Origin of the sequence: Enterobacter sp. V87_3, from assembly GCF_029967835.1 — a bacterium.
GTDB lineage: Bacteria > Pseudomonadota > Gammaproteobacteria > Enterobacterales > Enterobacteriaceae > Enterobacter > Enterobacter cancerogenus.
This window is the reverse complement of record NZ_JASCAM010000017.1, coordinates 1-17,787: the sequence shown is the minus strand read 5'-3', so window position 1 is coordinate 17,787 and position 17,787 is coordinate 1. Positions and strand designations below refer to the sequence as shown.

At 53.9% G+C, this 17,787-nt stretch carries 15 protein-coding genes and 1 pseudogene; 10 read left to right on the top strand and 6 right to left on the bottom strand.

What is annotated here, in order from left to right; genetic code table 11:
- Nucleotides 1-70 precede the first annotated feature (70 nt).
- Entirely contained in the window at nucleotides 71-1,711 is a 1,641-nt protein-coding gene (pgm, locus tag QLG21_RS08135; protein WP_006177174.1) for a phosphoglucomutase (alpha-D-glucose-1,6-bisphosphate-dependent), read from the bottom strand.
- Between the two features lie 24 nt (nucleotides 1,712-1,735).
- A complete protein-coding gene (gene seqA / locus QLG21_RS08130; RefSeq protein WP_006177173.1) occupies nucleotides 1,736-2,284 on the bottom strand; it encodes a replication initiation negative regulator SeqA in 549 nt (182 codons plus the stop codon).
- A gap of 183 nt (nucleotides 2,285-2,467) precedes the next feature.
- Here seqA and ybfF point away from each other — a divergent pair, with 183 nt between their 5' ends.
- The 4 genes from ybfF to fur all read left to right on the top strand — a co-directional run bounded on the left by ybfF (nucleotide 2,468) and on the right by fur (nucleotide 5,082).
- A complete protein-coding gene (gene ybfF, locus QLG21_RS08125) occupies nucleotides 2,468-3,241 on the top strand; it encodes an esterase (protein ID WP_088207682.1) in 774 nt (257 codons plus the stop codon).
- Nucleotides 3,242-3,370: 129 nt separating this feature from the next.
- A complete protein-coding gene (ybfE, locus tag QLG21_RS08120; protein ID WP_101738051.1) occupies nucleotides 3,371-3,658 on the top strand; it encodes a LexA regulated protein in 288 nt (95 codons plus the stop codon).
- A gap of 155 nt (nucleotides 3,659-3,813) precedes the next feature.
- Nucleotides 3,814-4,344: a flavodoxin FldA gene (fldA, locus tag QLG21_RS08115; RefSeq protein ID WP_003858653.1), complete on the top strand. Its 531-nt coding sequence runs from the start codon at nucleotides 3,814-3,816 to the stop codon at nucleotides 4,342-4,344.
- 291 nt (nucleotides 4,345-4,635) lie between these two features.
- Entirely contained in the window at nucleotides 4,636-5,082 is a 447-nt protein-coding gene (fur, locus tag QLG21_RS08110) for a ferric iron uptake transcriptional regulator (RefSeq protein WP_282484199.1), read from the top strand.
- Nucleotides 5,083-5,225: 143 nt separating this feature from the next.
- Here fur and chiQ read toward each other — a convergent pair whose 3' ends face one another.
- Both chiQ and chiP read right to left on the bottom strand, forming a co-directional pair.
- A complete protein-coding gene (gene chiQ, locus QLG21_RS08105) occupies nucleotides 5,226-5,558 on the bottom strand; it encodes a ChiQ/YbfN family lipoprotein (RefSeq protein ID WP_058610537.1) in 333 nt (110 codons plus the stop codon).
- Nucleotides 5,559-5,600: 42 nt separating this feature from the next.
- Nucleotides 5,601-6,998, bottom strand: coding sequence for a chitoporin (chiP, locus tag QLG21_RS08100; protein WP_282484198.1), 1,398 nt, complete (start codon nucleotides 6,996-6,998; stop codon nucleotides 5,601-5,603).
- A gap of 87 nt (nucleotides 6,999-7,085) precedes the next feature.
- Between chiP and QLG21_RS08095 the strand changes: the two are divergent.
- A pseudogene (locus tag QLG21_RS08095) lies at nucleotides 7,086-7,175 on the top strand (methionine synthase); the annotation flags it as partial.
- Nucleotides 7,176-7,445: 270 nt separating this feature from the next.
- Here the strand turns inward: QLG21_RS08095 and glnS are convergent.
- Both glnS and nagE read right to left on the bottom strand, forming a co-directional pair.
- Nucleotides 7,446-9,113, bottom strand: coding sequence for a glutamine--tRNA ligase (gene glnS, locus QLG21_RS08090; RefSeq protein WP_102891242.1), 1,668 nt, complete (start codon nucleotides 9,111-9,113; stop codon nucleotides 7,446-7,448).
- Nucleotides 9,114-9,286: 173 nt separating this feature from the next.
- The gene (gene nagE, locus QLG21_RS08085; protein WP_282484197.1) at nucleotides 9,287-11,236 is read right to left on the bottom strand and encodes a PTS N-acetyl glucosamine transporter subunit IIABC; all 1,950 of its coding nucleotides are present in this window, start codon (nucleotides 11,234-11,236) and stop codon (nucleotides 9,287-9,289) included.
- 327 nt (nucleotides 11,237-11,563) lie between these two features.
- Here nagE and nagB point away from each other — a divergent pair, with 327 nt between their 5' ends.
- The 5 genes from nagB (at nucleotide 11,564) to asnB (ending at nucleotide 17,510) form a co-directional block, all read left to right on the top strand.
- Complete coding sequence (gene nagB / locus QLG21_RS08080) at nucleotides 11,564-12,364, top strand: glucosamine-6-phosphate deaminase (protein ID WP_006177164.1); 801 nt, start codon at nucleotides 11,564-11,566, stop codon at nucleotides 12,362-12,364.
- Nucleotides 12,365-12,419: 55 nt separating this feature from the next.
- Nucleotides 12,420-13,568 carry an N-acetylglucosamine-6-phosphate deacetylase gene (nagA, locus tag QLG21_RS08075; RefSeq protein WP_282484196.1) on the top strand — a complete coding sequence of 383 codons (1,149 nt, stop codon included), beginning with the start codon at nucleotides 12,420-12,422 and terminating at the stop codon, nucleotides 13,566-13,568.
- 8 nt (nucleotides 13,569-13,576) lie between these two features.
- Entirely contained in the window at nucleotides 13,577-14,797 is a 1,221-nt protein-coding gene (locus QLG21_RS08070) for an N-acetylglucosamine repressor (protein WP_006177162.1), read from the top strand.
- Between the two features lie 46 nt (nucleotides 14,798-14,843).
- On the top strand, nucleotides 14,844-15,596 hold the full coding sequence (gene nagD / locus QLG21_RS08065; RefSeq protein ID WP_006177161.1) for a ribonucleotide monophosphatase NagD: 753 nt from the start codon (nucleotides 14,844-14,846) through the stop codon (nucleotides 15,594-15,596).
- Nucleotides 15,597-15,845: 249 nt separating this feature from the next.
- Nucleotides 15,846-17,510, top strand: coding sequence for an asparagine synthase B (asnB, locus tag QLG21_RS08060; protein WP_282484195.1), 1,665 nt, complete (start codon nucleotides 15,846-15,848; stop codon nucleotides 17,508-17,510).
- Nucleotides 17,511-17,787: the final 277 nt, after the last annotated feature.

Here is a 17,787-nt window from a genome sequence, read left to right as displayed (position 1 = left end):
TTTAGTGTTTTCTCCCTCTCCCTGTGGGAGAGGGTCGGGGTGAGGGCATCAGCCCGCACCACACCAGCACTTACGCGTTTTTCAGCACTTCGCTGACAATCTCTACCGCTTCTTTCTCAATCTGCTGACGGTGCTCAGCGCCGAGGAAGCTTTCACAGTAAATTTTGTACGCATCTTCCGTGCCGGACGGACGCGCGGCGAACCAGCCGTTTTCGGTCATCACCTTCAGACCGCCGATAGACGCGCCGTTACCCGGAGCGGCCGTCAGGCGAGCCGTGATCGGATCACCGGCCAGAGTGCTGGCGCTGACCATTTCTGGCGAAAGCTTAGACAGCGCCGCTTTCTGCGCAGAGGTCGCGCTCGCCTGGAGACGGTTGTAGCTTGGCGCGCCAAAACGCTCCGCCAGCTCGTTATAGTGCTCCTGCGGGTTTTTACCGGTGACAGCGGTGATTTCCGCCGCCAGCAGACACATGATGATGCCGTCTTTATCGGTTGACCACGGCGTGCCGTCGAAGCGCAGGAAGGAAGCCCCCGCGCTCTCTTCGCCGCCGAAGCCGAAGCTACCGTCGTGCAGACCGTCAACAAACCATTTGAAGCCTACCGGCACTTCCACCAGCTTGCGGCCCAGCGCGTCGACCACGCGGTCGATCATCGCAGAAGAGACCAGCGTTTTACCGACAGCCACCTCGTTGCCCCACTGTGGACGATGCTGGAACAGATAATTAATCGCCACCGCCAGATAGTGGTTCGGGTTCATCAGGCCAGCAGGCGTGACGATACCGTGACGGTCATAATCCGGGTCGTTAGCAAACGCCAGATCGAATTTGTCGCGCAGCGCCAGCAGGCCAGCCATTGCGCACTCTGACGAGCAGTCCATACGGATCGCGCCGTCTTTATCCAGGTGCATAAAGCGGAAGGTCTGATCGACGTGATCGTTCACGATGGTCAGGTTCAGCTTGTAGTGCTCGGCAATGCGTTTCCAGTATTCGATACCGGAACCGCCAAGTGGGTCAACGCCCAGCGTCAGGCCCGCTTTCTGAATCGCCGCCATGTCGACGATCTCCGCCAGCCCTTCCACGAATGGCTGCACCAGATCCTGCTCTTTCACGTGGCCGGAGGCCATGGCCGCATCCAGAGAGATGCGCTTAACGCCTTTCAGATCGTCTGCGAGCAGCGCGTTGGCGCGGTCTTCCACCACTTTGGTGACGTTGGTGTCTGCCGGGCCACCGTTAGGCGGGTTGTATTTGATGCCACCGTCATCCGGCGGGTTGTGGGATGGCGTAATCACAATCCCGTCCGCCAGCGCGCCCCCTTTCTGATTGTGCACCAGAATGGCGTTGGACACCGCAGGCGTTGGCGTAAAGCCGTTGTTCTCTTGCACGATCACGTCGACGCCGTTCGCCGCCAGCACTTCCAGTACGGAAATGAAGGCCGGTTCAGACAGGGCGTGCGTATCTTTCCCAACGTAGCACGGACCGGTGACGCCGTTTTTGGCGCGCTCTTCCGCGATGGCCTGGGCAATGGCCAGAATGTGCGGCTCGTTAAAGCTGTGGCGCGCCGCGCTGCCGCGGTGGCCAGATGTACCAAACTTCACTGCGTGTTCTGCGTTGCCCACCACCGGCTTCAGCACGTAGTACTGGGCGGTCAGTTGAGCGACGTTAATCAAATCGCTTTGTTGTGCAGGTTGGCCTGCACGGCTGTGATTTGCCATTGCCTGGTCCTTCTGATGCAAGGGTTAAATTGTACCGCAAACCTTTTCAATCAATTCCGCCGGGAACTGCATGGACTGCATGATGTGTTCAATCATGCTGCACTTGCGGCCCGTATTGGTATTGGTGATCACCCAGTACGGTGTGCCCGGGACGTGTTTAGGTTTGGTTTGATTGCCATTTTGCAGCAGCGTCTGCTCATCGCCCGCGAAGTAAACGCGAGTACGACCATGCAGCGACTCGGTCGCTTCAGCAAACGCGGTGTTATCCAGTGAATAAAGTGTAGTCAGCACCAGCATAAAGCGGTTAACCGCCTTTTTCTGCTCTGCATATTCATCTGACAGCAGCAGCTCACGCATCGCGCGCACTTTGTCTTTCACCGGCGCGACGGCAGGTTTTGCTTGTGCGGTAACACTCGGCTGAGAGACGACATCTTTAGTGGCTGGGGTAGCAGGCTGTGCGGCGGCGGAAATTTTGAGCATACGCCGTAAAATGTCGGACGCGCTCTCCCCGATATGCCGCGTCTGGCTGGCAATATACTGATAGAGTTCGTCATCAACTTCGATTGTTTTCATCTTAATCCAGTGCGATATCTTATCTGAATACAAGTCGTTGGGATTATAGGAGCAAATCCCAACAGCGGATAGCGTCAAACCAGGTTGGCGGCAAAAGTCGGATTAAACTGGATCCTTGCAGCCGGGCGGCAGAATGGACAACATGATACCCTAACCTGACATACGTAAAAAAAGAACTTTGCCATGAAATTGAATACCCGAGCGCAATCTGCACAATCGCCGAACAATAATTCTCCCATCGTACTGGTTCACGGCCTGTTTGGTAGCCTGGATAACCTGGGCATACTGGCGCGCGATCTGGTTGCCGATCATGACATTTTGCAGGTCGATATGCGTAATCATGGCCTTTCCGGGCGTTCGCCTGACATGACTTACGCGGCGATGGCGCAGGATTTGCTGGATACGCTGGATGCACATCAACTTGAGAAGGTCACTTTAGTCGGGCATTCCATGGGTGGCAAAGCGGTGATGGCGCTGACGGCGCTGGCACCGGAACGTATTGCTGGTCTGGTGGTGGTTGACGTGGCCCCCGTGGATTACGACGTACGTCGCCACGACGAGATTTTCGCGGCGATCAATGCGGTCACGGAGTCTGGCGTGTCTACCCGTCAGCAGGCCGCAGCCGTCATGCGTGAACACCTCGATGAGGAAGGCGTGGTGCAGTTCCTGCTTAAATCCTTTGTCGACGGTCAGTGGCGTTTTAACGTCCCGGTACTTTGGGATCAGTATACTCACATTGTCGGCTGGCAGCCGGTTCCCGCCTGGCAGCACCCTGCCCTCTTTATTACCGGCGGCAATTCACCCTACGTGACCGAGGCGTACCGCGACGCTCTGCTGGCGCAGTTCCCACAGGCTCGCGCGCACGTCATCGCCGGGGCGGGCCACTGGGTTCATGCAGAAAAACCGGAGGCGGTCCTGCGCGCTATCCGCCGCTATCTTACTGATACGGCGAATTGATTAAAAAGAGAGCGACTGGAAGACAGAGGGCTTCCAGTCGTTGGCGTGTCGTTTTCGGTGATGTATGATGGCGCGCTTATCGCCCGGGCATTAACAGGGCGGCTTGTTTTCCCCCGAAGTCTCTGAATCATGGCCAAAGAACAAACGGACCGTACGACACTAGACCTGTTCGCGAATGAGCGTCGCCCGGGACGACCCAAGACGAATCCGCTTTCGCGTGATGAACAGCTGCGTATCAATAAACGCAACCAGCTTAAACGCGATAAAAATCGTGGGCTTAAGCGTGTCGAACTGAAGCTCAACGCTGACGCTGTCGATGCGCTAAACGAGCTGGCCTCCGCCCGTGATATCAGCCGCAGCGAGTTGATTGAAGAGATGCTGATCGCTCAGCTCAACGCGTTACGCAGCAAGGCATAAGTCTGAAAACCCCCCGTATTTCCCTTTTCATGTAGCACAGAGTGCAGTCCTGCGCGATAGCTGTTTCCGCAGGGTTGCCAGTTCTGCTATTATTGCCCTTATCCGTGGACAAATTGCGCCACCATACCATTAAGTTTCAAGAGGTTATTTTACTCATGGCAATCATCGGCATTTTCTTCGGCAGTGATACCGGCAATACCGAAAACATCGCAAAAAACATTCAAAAACAGCTCGGTAAAGACGTTGCCGATGTACATGACATCGCCAAAAGCAGCAAAGAAGACCTCGAAGGTTATGACATCCTGCTGCTGGGTATCCCGACCTGGTACTACGGCGAAGCGCAGTGCGACTGGGACGATTTCTTCCCGACGCTCGAAGAAGTGGACTTCAACGGCAAGCTGGTCGCCCTGTTTGGCTGCGGCGACCAGGAAGACTACGCGGAATACTTCTGTGATGCGCTGGGCACCATCCGCGACATCATTGAGCCACGCGGCGCGGCGATTGTCGGCCACTGGCCAACGGCGGGCTACCACTTTGAAGCGTCCAAAGGCCTGGCAGACGACGATCACTTCGTGGGTCTGGCTATCGACGAAGATCGCCAGCCAGAACTGACCGCTGAGCGTGTCGAAAAATGGGTGAAGCAGGTTCGTGAAGAACTGAACCTCGACGACATTCTTAACGCCTGATTTTCCTGCGGCGCAACTGCGGTTGCGCCCGCATGCCAGGTAAAACCGATTAAATTAATTGCTACAAACTTTTAACTTTTTCGCTCAGACCTGTACAATATCCCCCTGATAAAAAGTGGGCTCCATCGAACAAGTTTGTTGGTGATACCACGTTTTTATAAGCATACTTTGCCTGAGACTTGCAGTTTTCATTTAGCCATGGCAGTTCTATAATGAGACGCATTATCCCAGGTGCATTTTCTGTCACTTCTTCTTTTGAAGTGAAACGTTTAGCAACAGGACAGATTCCGCATGACCGACAACAATACCGCATTAAAGAAGGCTGGCCTGAAAGTAACGCTTCCTCGGTTAAAAATCCTTGAAGTGCTTCAGGGGCCAGACAATCACCATGTCAGTGCGGAAGACCTTTACAAGCGTCTTATCGACATGGGCGAAGAAATTGGGCTGGCAACCGTTTATCGTGTGCTGAACCAGTTTGATGACGCGGGCATTGTTACCCGTCATAATTTCGAAGGCGGTAAATCTGTTTTCGAGCTGACCCAGCAACACCACCACGATCATCTGATCTGCCTCGACTGCGGCAAGGTCATTGAGTTCAGCGATGATTCTATTGAATCACGCCAGCGTGAAATTGCCGCGCGCCACGGTATCCGCCTGACTAACCACAGCCTGTACTTGTATGGACACTGTGCGGAAGGCGATTGCCGCGAAGATGAGCACGTGCACGACGCGAAATAAGCAAACTTTCATACTCTGAGCCAGCCGCAAGGTTGGCTTTTTTTTTGCCTTAAAAAGCCCGGTGGCGCTGCGCTTACCGGGCCTACGGGCGATGACACCTCTGTAGGTCCAGTAAGCGCAGCGCCACCGGGCGTAAAACAGCGCTATTGGTTATTATTATTCCGAATTTCCTGCCAGATCTTATCGCAACGCTTCTCGACTTCCTGATCGTTACCGGTCTGACGCGCCTGAATACAGGCCTGGTAATCCATCACGCGGACATTCTCCTGCGTCGCGAACTGCTCATGCGCTTTCTCTTTCTTCAGCACATTCAGCACGCTCTGGCAGGCTTCAACTTTCTCCGGCGAGCCTTGCGCGGTATTGATACAGGCGCTGTAGGCCTCTTTCAGACGCGAATCTTCTTTCGGGGCCTGAGGCTGCGCACAGGCCACCAGCCCTGTTGCCAGCATCGCGACCATGACTACTTTTCTTTTCATCTGCCGTCTCCGTTTCGGCGGGCCACGCCCGCCGGGGTTTCATCAGAAAATAGTGAATGGCGCGATGACCATGAATTTCACGTCACGTTCATCCTGGAAGATGTTGCCGTAACCGCCCGCATAGCTTGGGATATCGGAGTGATTGTCATACTGCGTGAAGTGCAGTTTGAACATGGTGCCCTTGGCACGCCCGTCCTGCAGGGTGTAGCTCGCATCCAGACTGTAGGAGGACTCTTTCAGGCGGTAATTAGGATCGTAGTACGCATCCGGGGTTGCCATATCAGCAGGCTTAGCGTCCCACGCGTAAGCATAAGAAGCACCGACCGCCCAGCCTGGCAGATTCCAGTTTTTCAGGTCATACATTGCACCGAAGAAGACGGCTTTTTCACCGTCGGCGTTGAAGTCAGAGCGGTTATCCCACCAGATATCCAGACGACCGTTTGATGAGGCGTAGGTTGGGGTCATACGCTGCAGGAAGTAACCCTGCTGCCCTTCCGCTTTCACCCACGTCCCTTCGAGGCGCAGGTCAACCTGGCCCACCTTGTAACCGAAGGTCAGCGCCTGCAGCCATGCGGTACCATCGTAAATATCGTTAACGGTGCCGTTGCTGGCTTTATCACGCGTGCCGTAAAACTGATAGCTGGTGCTCATCGGGCTGCCCACAACGTCGAATTTGTAGCTGGCTTTCGCGAAATACTGATCGATATAGCCTTCAGCCTGTCCGAAGGCGGCTTCCAGTACCAGGTCGTTTTTGAAGTCATACTTCGCACCCAGGGAGTGGAGGTAGTCCACTTTGGTGGTTTTATCGTTCTGGTAGAACTTATCCATCTCAATGTGCCACGGCGCTTTGTACTCGTTGGTCCACATATAGGAGAAGCTCAGCGCCCCGGCATCGCCGTAGTCAAAATTGGCCCCCGCTTCTGCGCCCTGATAGGTACCCGGCATGAAGCTCCAGTGTGGGGCTAGCAGCGTCTGTCCGGTTGGCTGAATATAACCTGCGCGCGCCCATACCGGGCCGTATTTGAATTTCGCCGCGGCCTTATAGAGGCTGATGCCGCTCTTATCCCCGGACCAGTCTTCGTCATAGGCTTTATTGCTGGAGGAGAATGCGATTTCGTTCGGGTGACCGCTGTCGCCGTTTTCCGCCATTTCAATTGCGGTAAACGCCGCAATATCCAGGCCAAACATATCCGCGGCATAACCCGACTGGAAGTCCAGGTTGGCGTTCCAGGTGGAGTGAGAAAGGTTGGTTTTGTATTTGTCTTCAGTGACGTCTTTACGGTCACGCTCACGCTGCCAGTAATAAATTCCACCCGTGAGGGTTGAATCATCAATGAAACCTTCTGCTTTAGCCTCTGGCGCAATCACCAGGCCCGACATTGCTGTCACACCGGCAATTGCCAGCGCCAGCGCACTACGTTTGCCACTGAACGTACGCATAGATTATTCCTCTTTGACGAATTAAAAACGCCTGAACGGCGAAAAATATAAAAGACCTAATGGTCAGGGGTAGTTAGAAATACCCTCGAATTAACTACCGTCTTTAGGTTATTTTTCGCGACGCGAATTATCAATGCTTTTTCGTGGGCAAAACTCAGGATTATGACGAAGTGCACATAATTAGTAGTGCTTTGTAACATTTACGCCGAAGCGAGTAATGGCGGGGGGAAGCGCGATTTTTCAATGGCTAAGGGTTAAAAAACCTGTCTGTTAATTCCTCTTTACTGTTTTAGGGTATATACAAACTTTATTAAAAAAAATAAGTAGCACCGCATTGACCAGTTATTTTGACTTCCGTTATTAAAAGCGTTCTTTAATGGCATGATCATTAAATAAAAAAACGCCGCAATTAGCGGCGTTTGTTTCTCATTGACCAATGCAGCGATATTATTCGCCGATTTTGGCCCAGGTATCGCGCAGACCGACAGTACGGTTAAATACCGGTTTTTCCGCAGTGCTGTAGCGGCTGTCCAGGCAGAAGTAACCCTCACGTTCAAACTGGAACGCTTTGCTGGTTTGTGCGGCTTTCAGCGACGGCTCGGCAAAGCCCTGCTTGATTACCAGAGATTCCGGGTTAATCGTAGCCAGGAAGTCTTCCGCAGCGCCTGGGTTAGGCACGCTGAACAGACGGTCATACAGGCGGAACTCAACCGGCAGCGCGTGCGATGCGCTCACCCAGTGGATAACGCCCTTCACTTTACGGCCATCTGCCGGGTCTTTACTCAGCGTTTCGGCATCGTAAGAGCAGAAGATGGTAGTGATGTTGCCTTCCGCGTCTTTTTCGACGCGCTCGGCTTTAATCACGTACGCGTTACGCAGACGGACTTCTTTGCCCAGCACCAGACGCTTGTACTGCTTGTTGGCTTCTTCGCGGAAATCCGCGCGATCGATCCAAATCTCACCGCTAAACGGCACGTCACGGGTGCCCATTTCAGGCTTGCTCGGATGGTTCGGCATCGTCACCATCTCGCTCTCACCCTGCGGGTAGTTTTCGATAACCAGCTTAACCGGGTCGATCACCGCCATCGCGCGCGGAGCGTTTTCGTTCAGATCTTCACGGATGCAGGATTCCAGAGAGGCAATCTCAATGGTGTTGTCCTGTTTGGTCACGCCAATACGTTTGCAGAACTCGCGGATAGAGGCAGAGGTGTAACCCCGGCGGCGCAGACCAGAGATGGTCGGCATACGCGGGTCATCCCAGCCTTCTACATGCTTGTCGGTCACCAGCAGGTTCAGCTTACGCTTGGACATCACCGTGTATTCCAGATTCAGACGAGAGAACTCGTACTGACGGGGGTGCACAGGGATGGTGATGTTATCCAGCACCCAGTCGTACAGACGGCGGTTGTCCTGGAACTCCAGAGTACACAGGGAGTGCGTAATGCCTTCCAGCGCATCGCTGATGCAGTGGGTGAAGTCGTACATCGGGTAGATGCACCACTTGTTCCCGGTCTGGTGGTGTTCCGCAAACTTAATGCGGTACAGCACCGGGTCGCGCATGACGATGAATGGCGAGGCCATATCGATTTTGGCACGCAGACAGGCTTTGCCTTCTTCGAAGCCACCGGCACGCATTTTTTCAAACAGCGCCAGGTTCTCTTCTACGCTGCGGTCGCGGTACGGGCTATTTTTACCCGGTGCGGTGAGCGAACCGCGGTATTCACGGATTTCGTCAGCAGAGAGCTCATCCACATACGCCAGACCTTTATTGATCAGCTCAACCGCATAGGCGAACAGCTGATCAAAATAGTTAGAGGAGTAGCAGATATCGCCCGACCAGTTGAAGCCCAGCCATTGCACGTCGTTCTTGATAGACTCAACGTATTCGATGTCTTCTTTTGCAGGGTTAGTGTCATCGAAACGCAGATTGCACTGCCCCTGGTAGTCTTGTGCGATACCAAAGTTCAGGCAGATAGATTTCGCGTGGCCGATGTGCAGGTAGCCATTTGGCTCCGGCGGGAAACGCGTATGAACCGTGGTGTGCTTACCACTGGCCAGATCTTCATCAATGATCTGACGAATAAAGTTACTCGGGCGGGCTTCTGCCTCACTCATCGTGGATTCCTCAAAGCATAAACAACGTATAACGGCATATGATCTTATAAGCCGGACGTAGTGACAACCTTTAAAACGTCTATTCAGAATAAAATAATGGGGACAATAACCGCAAAAAAAAGCGGCGGAGGTTATCCCCCCACCGCTTAAGGCATGACTCTACTCAGGAGCGATTACTTGCCTTTAATCTCATACAGTGGGGTTTGGCCCGCAACGACCTGACCTTTCGCCTGAATGACCAGGCCGCTGAAGTCGTCGATGTTGCTGCAAACCACCGGGCTAATCATCGAGCGCGCGTTGGCGTTCAGGAAGTCCAGATCCATTTCCAGAATCGGTTGGCCTGCGACCACTTCAGCCCCCTCTTCCACCAGGCGAGTAAAGCCCTGGCCGTTCAGCGCCACGGTATCGATACCCATGTGGACAACGATCTCCGCGCCGTTTTCGGTCTCAAGACAGAACGCGTGGTTGGTGTTGAAGATTTTCACGATGGTACCGGCTGCCGGAGACACCACGGTTTTTTCCGTTGGTTTAACAGCGACACCGTCACCGACCGCTTTGCTGGCGAACGCTTCGTCTGGCACCTGCTCAATCGCTACCACTTCACCGGTCACCGGAGAGACCAGGGCAGCGATGGTTACCGCATTTGGCACAGCCTGCGGTTTCACTACCGGAGCGTCAGCCACTGGCGCGCTATCCGTTGAGGCGGCAGCTACCGGCCCACGGGCAACCACTTTTTTCATTTCATCGCCGATAGATTCGGCTTTCGCACCCACGATAACCTGGATGGTTTGTTTGTTCAGTTTTACCACACCAGACGCACCCAGACGTTTGCACATTGCATCGCTGACGCGCGCGGAGTCCGCCACGGTCAGGCGCAGACGGGTAATACAGGCATCAATGGCTTTCAGGTTATCGGTACCACCCACAGCGGCAATGTAGTTGGTTGCCAGCTGGGTTAAACCTTCTTCGGTATTGCTGTTTGCTTCACTGGTCACAACGTCGTCTTTGGTATCTTCGCGGCCCGGCGTCTTCAGGTTAAACATACGAATAACCGCGCTGAACAGAACGAAGTAGATAACGAAGAAGATCAGGCCCATCACCACCAGCATCCAGACGTTGCTGCTTGCCGCCGGCAGGTTGTACATCAACACATAGTCGATGGCGCCTGCTGAGAAGGAGAAGCCAGCGTGGATACCCAGAAGGGTGGCAACGAACAGGCTGATACCTGTCAGGATGGCGTGCATGAGATACAGCAGCGGAGCCAGGAACATGAACAGGAATTCCAGTGGCTCTGTCACGCCGGTCAGGAAGGCCGTAATCGCAACGGACAACAGCATACCGCCAACCATTGGGCGACGTGCTTTCGGCGCAGCCAGGTACATTGCCAGCGCAGCACCAGGCAGACCAAACATCATGATTGGGAAGAAGCCAGACATGAACATGCCCGCGGTGCCGTCGCCTGCGTAGAAGCGGTTGATATCACCGTGGAATACCGCGCCAGCGGCGTTAGTGAATTCACCAATCTGGAACCAGGCGATAGTGTTCAGTACCTGATGCAGACCTGTTGGGATCAGCAGACGGTTGATGAAACCGAAGATACCCGCACCCAGTGCGCCCGCAGAAACGATCCACTCGCCACCCGCATGGATAGCGTGTTGAACAGGTGGCCATACGTAGCCGAAAATGGCGGCGAGGATCAGACAGAAGAAGCCCGTCGCAATCGGTACAAAGCGTTTACCGCCAAAGAAGCTCAGGAAGTCAGGCAGCTTGATACCAGCCCAGCGGTTATAAACAGCACCACCGACCAGACCGGTAATGATACCCGCCAGGACACCCATGTTGATTTCAGGGTTGATGGTCACCATCGCTTTGGTGAGGATGAAGTAACCTACAGCCCCTGCCAGGGCCGCAGCACCAGCACTATCTTTTGACCAGCTTGACGCCACACCGATGGCGAAAATCAGCGCCAGGTTGTCAAAAATTGCGCCGCCAGCCTGGGCAATAAACGGCACGTTAAGAAGATCGGGTTGCCCGAATCGCAGCAGCAGCGCTGCAACCGGTAGCACGGCGATAGGGAGCTGCAAAGCCCTACCGAGGCGCTGGAAAAAACCTAAAATATTCATCCTATTCCCCCTACGAGACCCTTTGTGAAGACTCGCACGTAAACTATGTTTTTTATTGTGTCGACAACGATAGATACCGTTGATGATTCACTGGCATGGTGAGTGTGTGAAAAATTAATTCGTATCGCAAATTAAACACCTATTTTTTGTGATTTTTGTCACCAAATATCGTTAATCACCCTCCCTTTCACTGGCTAACAGCGAAAACTTATTTTATCATTCAAAAAATCAAGACGGATTGATCCGGCCTGAAGTTTCCAGGTTACGCTTAGTTCAGGCTCCCGTAATCATCCGCCCACTTTATTACTTTAACTTTAGAGGTGAACAATGAGACTGATTCCCCTGGCAACAGCTGAACAGGTCGGTAAATGGGCTGCACGTCATATCGTTAACCGCATTAACGCGTTCAAACCAACGGCAGATCGTCCTTTCGTTCTGGGCCTTCCTACCGGCGGCACCCCGCTGACGGCATACAAAGCGCTGGTTGAAATGCACAAAGCGGGCCAGGTTAGCTTCAAGCATGTTGTGACCTTTAATATGGACGAATATGTGGGCCTGCCGAAGGAGCATCCTGAAAGCTACCACAGCTTCATGCACCGTAACTTCTTTGACCACGTTGATATCCCAGCTGAAAACATTAATCTGCTGAATGGTAATGCGCCCGATATTGACGCAGAATGCCGCCAGTACGAAGAAAAAATCCGCTCTTACGGCAAAATTCACCTGTTTATGGGTGGCGTGGGTAACGATGGTCACATCGCGTTTAACGAGCCAGCCTCTTCTCTGGCTTCCCGTACTCGTATTAAAACCCTGACCCATGACACCCGCGTGGCAAACTCTCGCTTCTTTGATGGCGACGTTAACCAGGTACCAAAATTCGCCCTGACCGTGGGCGTAGGTACCCTGCTGGATGCCGAGGAGGTCATGATTCTGGTGCTGGGCGGCGTGAAAGCGCAGGCGCTCCAGGCAGCCGTTGAAGGCAACGTTAACCATATGTGGACCATCAGCTGCCTGCAGCTGCACCCGAAATCAGTGATCGTGTGTGACGAACCGTCCACGATGGAACTGAAGGTCAAAACGCTGAAATACTTCAACGAGCTAGAAGCAGAAAACATCAAAGGTCTGTAATTTTATCACCGCCCCGTTACGCAGGGGCGGTCGTTTTTTTAAACCGGGGGTCGATATGTACGCTTTAACCCACGGTCGGATTTATACCGGCCATGAAATTCTGGATGACCATGCGATTGTGATCGCTAATGGCCTGATTGAACGTGTTTGCCCGCTGGCTGAGTTGCCGCCGGAGATAGAACGGCGCTCACTCAATGGAGCAATAATCTCCCCCGGTTTCATTGATGTACAGCTCAACGGCTGCGGCGGCGTGCAGTTTAACGACACGCCAGAGGCCGTTACGGTCAAGACGCTGGAAATCATGCAGAAAGCCAACGAGAAATCGGGCTGCACCAGCTATCTGCCGACGCTGATTACCAGCAGCGATGACCTGATGAAACAGGGTATCCGCGTGATGCGCGACTACCTGGCGAAACACCCTAACCAGGCGTTGGGTCTGCACCTGGAAGGGCCATGGCTGAACATGGTCAAGAAAGGCACGCACAACCCGGATTATGTCCGCAAGCCGGATGCCGAACTGGTTGACTACATGTGCGCGAACGCCGATGTGATCACCAAAGTGACGCTGGCGCCTGAAATGACCGGTACTGAGGTCATCAGCAAACTGGCCGCCGCCGGGATTGTGGTGTCCGCAGGTCACTCCAACGCCACGCTGAAAGAGGCGAAAGCCGGTTTCCGCGCGGGCATTACCTTTGCGACGCACCTCTATAATGCCATGCCGTATATTACCGGTCGCGAACCGGGTCTCGTCGGGGCAATTCTGGACGAGCCAGACGTTTACTGCGGCATTATTGCCGACGGCCTGCACGTTGATTACACCAATATCCGTAATGCGAAACGCCTGAAGGGCGATAAGCTGTGCCTGGTCACCGATGCTACCGCACCGGCGGGGGCAAATATTGAACAGTTCATTTTTGCTGGTAAAACAATATACTACCGTAATGGACTGTGTGTGGATGAAAACGGCACGCTGAGCGGGTCTTCCCTGACAATGATTGAAGGGGTCCGTAACCTCGTCGAGCATTGCGGCATTGCACTTGATGAAGTGCTGCGGATGGCCACGCTTTATCCGGCGCGTGCAATCGGCGTGGATAAACAACTGGGCGGGATTGCACCGGGAATGGTGGCAAACCTGACGGCCTTCACACACGATTATAAAATTATTAAGACCATCGTTAATGGTAACGAGGTCGTCACTGAGTAAGTAAAAGTATGACAACAGGCGGACAAGCTCAAATCGGTAATGTCGATCTCGTTAAACAACTTAACAGCGCGGCAGTTTATCGCCTGATTGACCAGCACGGGCCAATCTCTCGAATTCAGATAGCCGAACAAAGCCAGCTTGCGCCTGCCAGCGTGACAAAAATCACGCGTCAGCTTATTGAGCGCGGTCTGATCAAAGAAGTCGATCAGCAGGCCTCCACCGGGGGGCGCCGCGCTATCTCTATCGTCACCGAAACCCGCAACTTTCAGGCCATCGGCGTCCGCCTTGGCCGTCATGACACCACGCTGACCCTTTACGATCTGAGCAGCAAAGCGATTGCTGAAGAGCACTATCCGCTGCCCGAGCGCACGCAGGAGACGCTGGAACACGCGCTGCTGAACACCATTGCGCTGTTTATGGAAAGCTGCCAGCGCAAGATCCGTGAACTCATTGCCATCTCTGTGATTTTACCCGGCCTCGTCGACCCCGAAAGCGGAGTGATCCGGTATATGCCGCACATTCAGGTAGAGAACTGGGGGCTGGTCGATGCGCTTGAAAAACGGTTCAACGTGACCTGCTTTGTCGGCCACGACATCCGTTCTCTGGCGCTGGCAGAGCACTATTTTGGTGCGAGTCAGGACTGCGAAGACTCTATTCTGGTGCGCGTTCACCGTGGAACCGGGGCAGGCATTATTTCCAATGGCCGTATCTTTATTGGCCGCAACGGCAACGTGGGTGAAATCGGTCATATCCAGGTGGAACCGCTAGGCGAACGCTGCCACTGCGGTAACTTTGGCTGCCTTGAGACCGTTGCCGCCAACGCTGCGATTGAACACCGCGTTCGCCATCTGCTTGAGCAGGGCTATCAAAGCCGCGTCACGCTAGATGACTGTAAAATCGGGGCGATTTGCAAAGCCGCGAATAAAGGCGATGCGCTGGCCTGCGAGGTGATTGAGCAGGTCGGTCGTCATCTGGGCAAAACCATTGCCATTGCCATCAACCTGTTTAACCCGCAAAAAGTGGTCATCGCCGGTGAAATCGTCGAAGCCGAAAAAGTGCTGCTGCCCGCGATTGAAGGCTGCATTAACACCCAGGCGCTGAAGGCATTTCGTCAGAACCTGCCGGTCGTGCGTTCCACGCTGGATCACCGCTCAGCGATCGGCGCGTTTGCGCTGGTGAAGCGCGCCATGCTCAACGGTATTCTGCTCCAGCATTTGCTGGAAAGCTGATCGGACCTTATAGTAATGCCCTCTCTTTTGTGATGTCGGATTGTCCATGACCATTAAGAACGTAATTTGTGATATTGACGGCGTGCTGATGCACGACAACGTTGCCGTGCCGGGTGCTGCGGAGTTTCTTGGCCGTATCATCGACAAAGGAATGCCACTGGTTCTCCTCACGAACTACCCTTCTCAAACTGGTCAGGACCTGGCGAACCGCTTTGCTACCGCGGGCGTTAACGTGCCGGACAGCGTGTTTTACACCTCTGCGATGGCAACGGCTGACTTTCTGAAGCGTCAGGAAGGGAAAAAAGCCTACGTCGTGGGCGAAGGGGCGTTGATCCACGAGCTGTACAAGGCGGGCTTTACCATCACCGATGTGAATCCGGATTTTGTGATCGTCGGTGAAACCCGTTCCTACAACTGGGAAATGATGCACAAGGCTTCCTACTTCGTCGCCAACGGCGCGCGGTTTATCGCCACCAATCCGGATACGCATGGTCGTGGGTTTTACCCGGCCTGCGGCGCGCTGTGCGCCGGTATCGAAAAAATCTCGGGCCGTAAACCGTTCTATGTTGGCAAGCCTAGCCCGTGGATTATCCGTGCGGCGCTGAACACCATGCAGGCGCACTCTGAAGAGACCGTCATCGTCGGCGACAACCTGCGCACCGATATCCTGGCCGGTTTTCAGGCAGGCCTTGAGACCATCCTGGTGCTTTCCGGCGTGTCGACCATTGATGACATCGACAGTATGCCGTTCCGGCCAAGCTGGATTTACCCTTCGGTTAATGAAATCGACATTATCTGACGTCGGACCACGCCTCAGGGCGTGGTTTTTCATTTATAGCGCCTGAAAACCTCACCCCAACTAATAAAAAGCGCAATTCATTGAGAAATCCTCAATAAAAGCACGATCGAGATACGCGTTTTTCAACATTCTGCAATTGTCATTGCACTATTTGCGTTTTAGCCCGTAAAACCCTTGCGCGCCCTGCCCCTTTGCGGCATTTTCATAAGCAAGCAACATCACAATGCAACAGGGTTAACGGAGAAGGTTATGTGTTCAATTTTTGGCGTACTGGATATTAAAACTGACGCGGGTGAACTGCGTAAAAAAGCACTCGAACTGTCCCGCCTGATGCGCCATCGCGGCCCGGACTGGTCCGGCGTTTACGCCAGCGATAAAGCCATCCTTGCGCACGAACGTCTGTCCATTGTTGACGTCAATGCCGGAGCACAGCCGCTGTATAACGAGAAAAAAACGCACGCGCTGGCGGTGAACGGTGAAATCTACAACCATCAGGCCCTGCGCGCTGAATATAGCGACCGCTACGCCTTCCAGACCGGTTCTGACTGCGAAGTGATCCTGGCGCTGTATCAGGAGAAAGGTCCTGAATTCCTCGACGAGCTGCAGGGCATGTTTGCTTTTGCCCTGTACGACAGCGAAAAAGAGGCTTACCTGATTGGCCGTGACCATCTCGGTATTATCCCGCTGTACATGGGGCACGATGAACACGGTAACTTCTATGTCGCCTCTGAAATGAAAGCCCTGGTGCCGGTTTGCCGCACCATCAAAGAGTTCCCGGCGGGCAGCTACCTGTGGAGCCAGGACGGCGAGATCCGCCCGTATTATCATCGCGACTGGTTTGACTATGACGCGGTTAAAGACAACGTCACTGATAAAGCCGAACTGCGTCAGGCGCTGGAAGAGTCCGTGAAAAGCCACCTGATGTCAGACGTGCCGTATGGCGTACTGCTTTCCGGCGGGCTGGACTCCTCCGTGATCTCCGCGATCACCAAGAAGTTCGCCGCACGTCGCGTCGAGGATCAGGAGCGCTCAGAAGCCTGGTGGCCGCAGCTGCACTCCTTTGCCGTCGGCCTGGAAGGGGCACCGGATCTGAAAGCCGCGCAGGAAGTGGCAAATCATCTTGGCACCGTGCATCACGAAATTCACTTCACCGTGCAGGAAGGTCTGGATGCGATCCGCGATGTGATCTATCACATTGAAACCTATGATGTGACGACGATTCGCGCCTCCACGCCGATGTACCTGATGTCCCGTAAGATCAAAGCGATGGGCATTAAGATGGTGCTATCCGGGGAAGGATCTGACGAAGTGTTTGGCGGCTACCTGTACTTCCACAAAGCGCCGAACGCCAAAGAACTGCATGAAGAGACCGTGCGCAAGCTGCAGGCACTGCACATGTTTGACTGCGCCCGCGCCAACAAAGCGATGTCGGCCTGGGGCGTTGAAGCCCGCGTCCCGTTCCTCGATAAAAAATTCCTCGACGTCGCGATGCGTATCAACCCGCAGGATAAAATGTGCGGCAACGGTAAAATGGAAAAACATATCCTGCGCGAATGCTTTGAATCTTACCTGCCGGCAAGCGTGGCATGGCGTCAGAAAGAGCAGTTCTCCGATGGCGTGGGTTACAGCTGGATCGACACCCTGAAAGAGGTGGCGGCGAAACAGGTTTCTGATCAGCAACTGGAAACCGCGAGCTTCCGTTTCCCGTACAACACGCCGGGTTCGAAAGAAGCGTATCTGTATCGTGAGATCTTCGAAGAGCTGTTCCCGGTACCGAGCGCTGCTGAATGCGTACCAGGCGGCCCGTCCGTGGCCTGCTCGTCGGCGAAAGCGATCGAGTGGGATGAATCGTTCAAATCGATGAACGATCCGTCAGGGCGTGCGGTAGGCGTTCATCAATCTGCGTATAAATGATCCACTGCACCAAAAAAGACCCTGCGGGGTCTTTTTTTTGCCCTGAATTTAACGGTACAAAATCGATTAATAACCAATAATTGCCGATTATTCGGCCACGCTGTTCGCAACCTAACCAAACAGTCACATTCAGGACATTTTCGTTGAAAAAGGTGTTGACGCTGCAAGGGTCTATACGCATAATGCGCCCCGCAACGCCGATAAGGTAACGCGAAAAAAAGATGGCTACGTAGCTCAGTTGGTTAGAGCACATCACTCATAATGATGGGGTCACAGG

Bases quoted from the DNA above. Each gene is read 5' to 3' on its own strand.
- fur (WP_282484199.1), top strand. From the start codon at position 4,636: ATGACCGACAACAATACCGCATTAAAGAAGGCTGGCCTGAAAGTAACG.
- pgm (WP_006177174.1), bottom strand. From the start codon at position 1,711: ATGGCAAATCACAGCCGTGCAGGCCAACCTGCACAACAAAGCGATTTG.
- fldA (WP_003858653.1), top strand. From the start codon at position 3,814: ATGGCAATCATCGGCATTTTCTTCGGCAGTGATACCGGCAATACCGAA.
- asnB (WP_282484195.1), top strand. From the start codon at position 15,846: ATGTGTTCAATTTTTGGCGTACTGGATATTAAAACTGACGCGGGTGAA.
- nagE (WP_282484197.1), bottom strand. From the start codon at position 11,236: ATGAATATTTTAGGTTTTTTCCAGCGCCTCGGTAGGGCTTTGCAGCTC.
- chiP (WP_282484198.1), bottom strand. From the start codon at position 6,998: ATGCGTACGTTCAGTGGCAAACGTAGTGCGCTGGCGCTGGCAATTGCC.
- nagD (WP_006177161.1), top strand. From the start codon at position 14,844: ATGACCATTAAGAACGTAATTTGTGATATTGACGGCGTGCTGATGCAC.
- ybfF (WP_088207682.1), top strand. From the start codon at position 2,468: ATGAAATTGAATACCCGAGCGCAATCTGCACAATCGCCGAACAATAAT.
- chiQ (WP_058610537.1), bottom strand. From the start codon at position 5,558: ATGAAAAGAAAAGTAGTCATGGTCGCGATGCTGGCAACAGGGCTGGTG.
- ybfE (WP_101738051.1), top strand. From the start codon at position 3,371: ATGGCCAAAGAACAAACGGACCGTACGACACTAGACCTGTTCGCGAAT.
- seqA (WP_006177173.1), bottom strand. From the start codon at position 2,284: ATGAAAACAATCGAAGTTGATGACGAACTCTATCAGTATATTGCCAGC.
- nagB (WP_006177164.1), top strand. From the start codon at position 11,564: ATGAGACTGATTCCCCTGGCAACAGCTGAACAGGTCGGTAAATGGGCT.
- nagA (WP_282484196.1), top strand. From the start codon at position 12,420: ATGTACGCTTTAACCCACGGTCGGATTTATACCGGCCATGAAATTCTG.
- glnS (WP_102891242.1), bottom strand. From the start codon at position 9,113: ATGAGTGAGGCAGAAGCCCGCCCGAGTAACTTTATTCGTCAGATCATT.
- QLG21_RS08070 (WP_006177162.1), top strand. From the start codon at position 13,577: ATGACAACAGGCGGACAAGCTCAAATCGGTAATGTCGATCTCGTTAAA.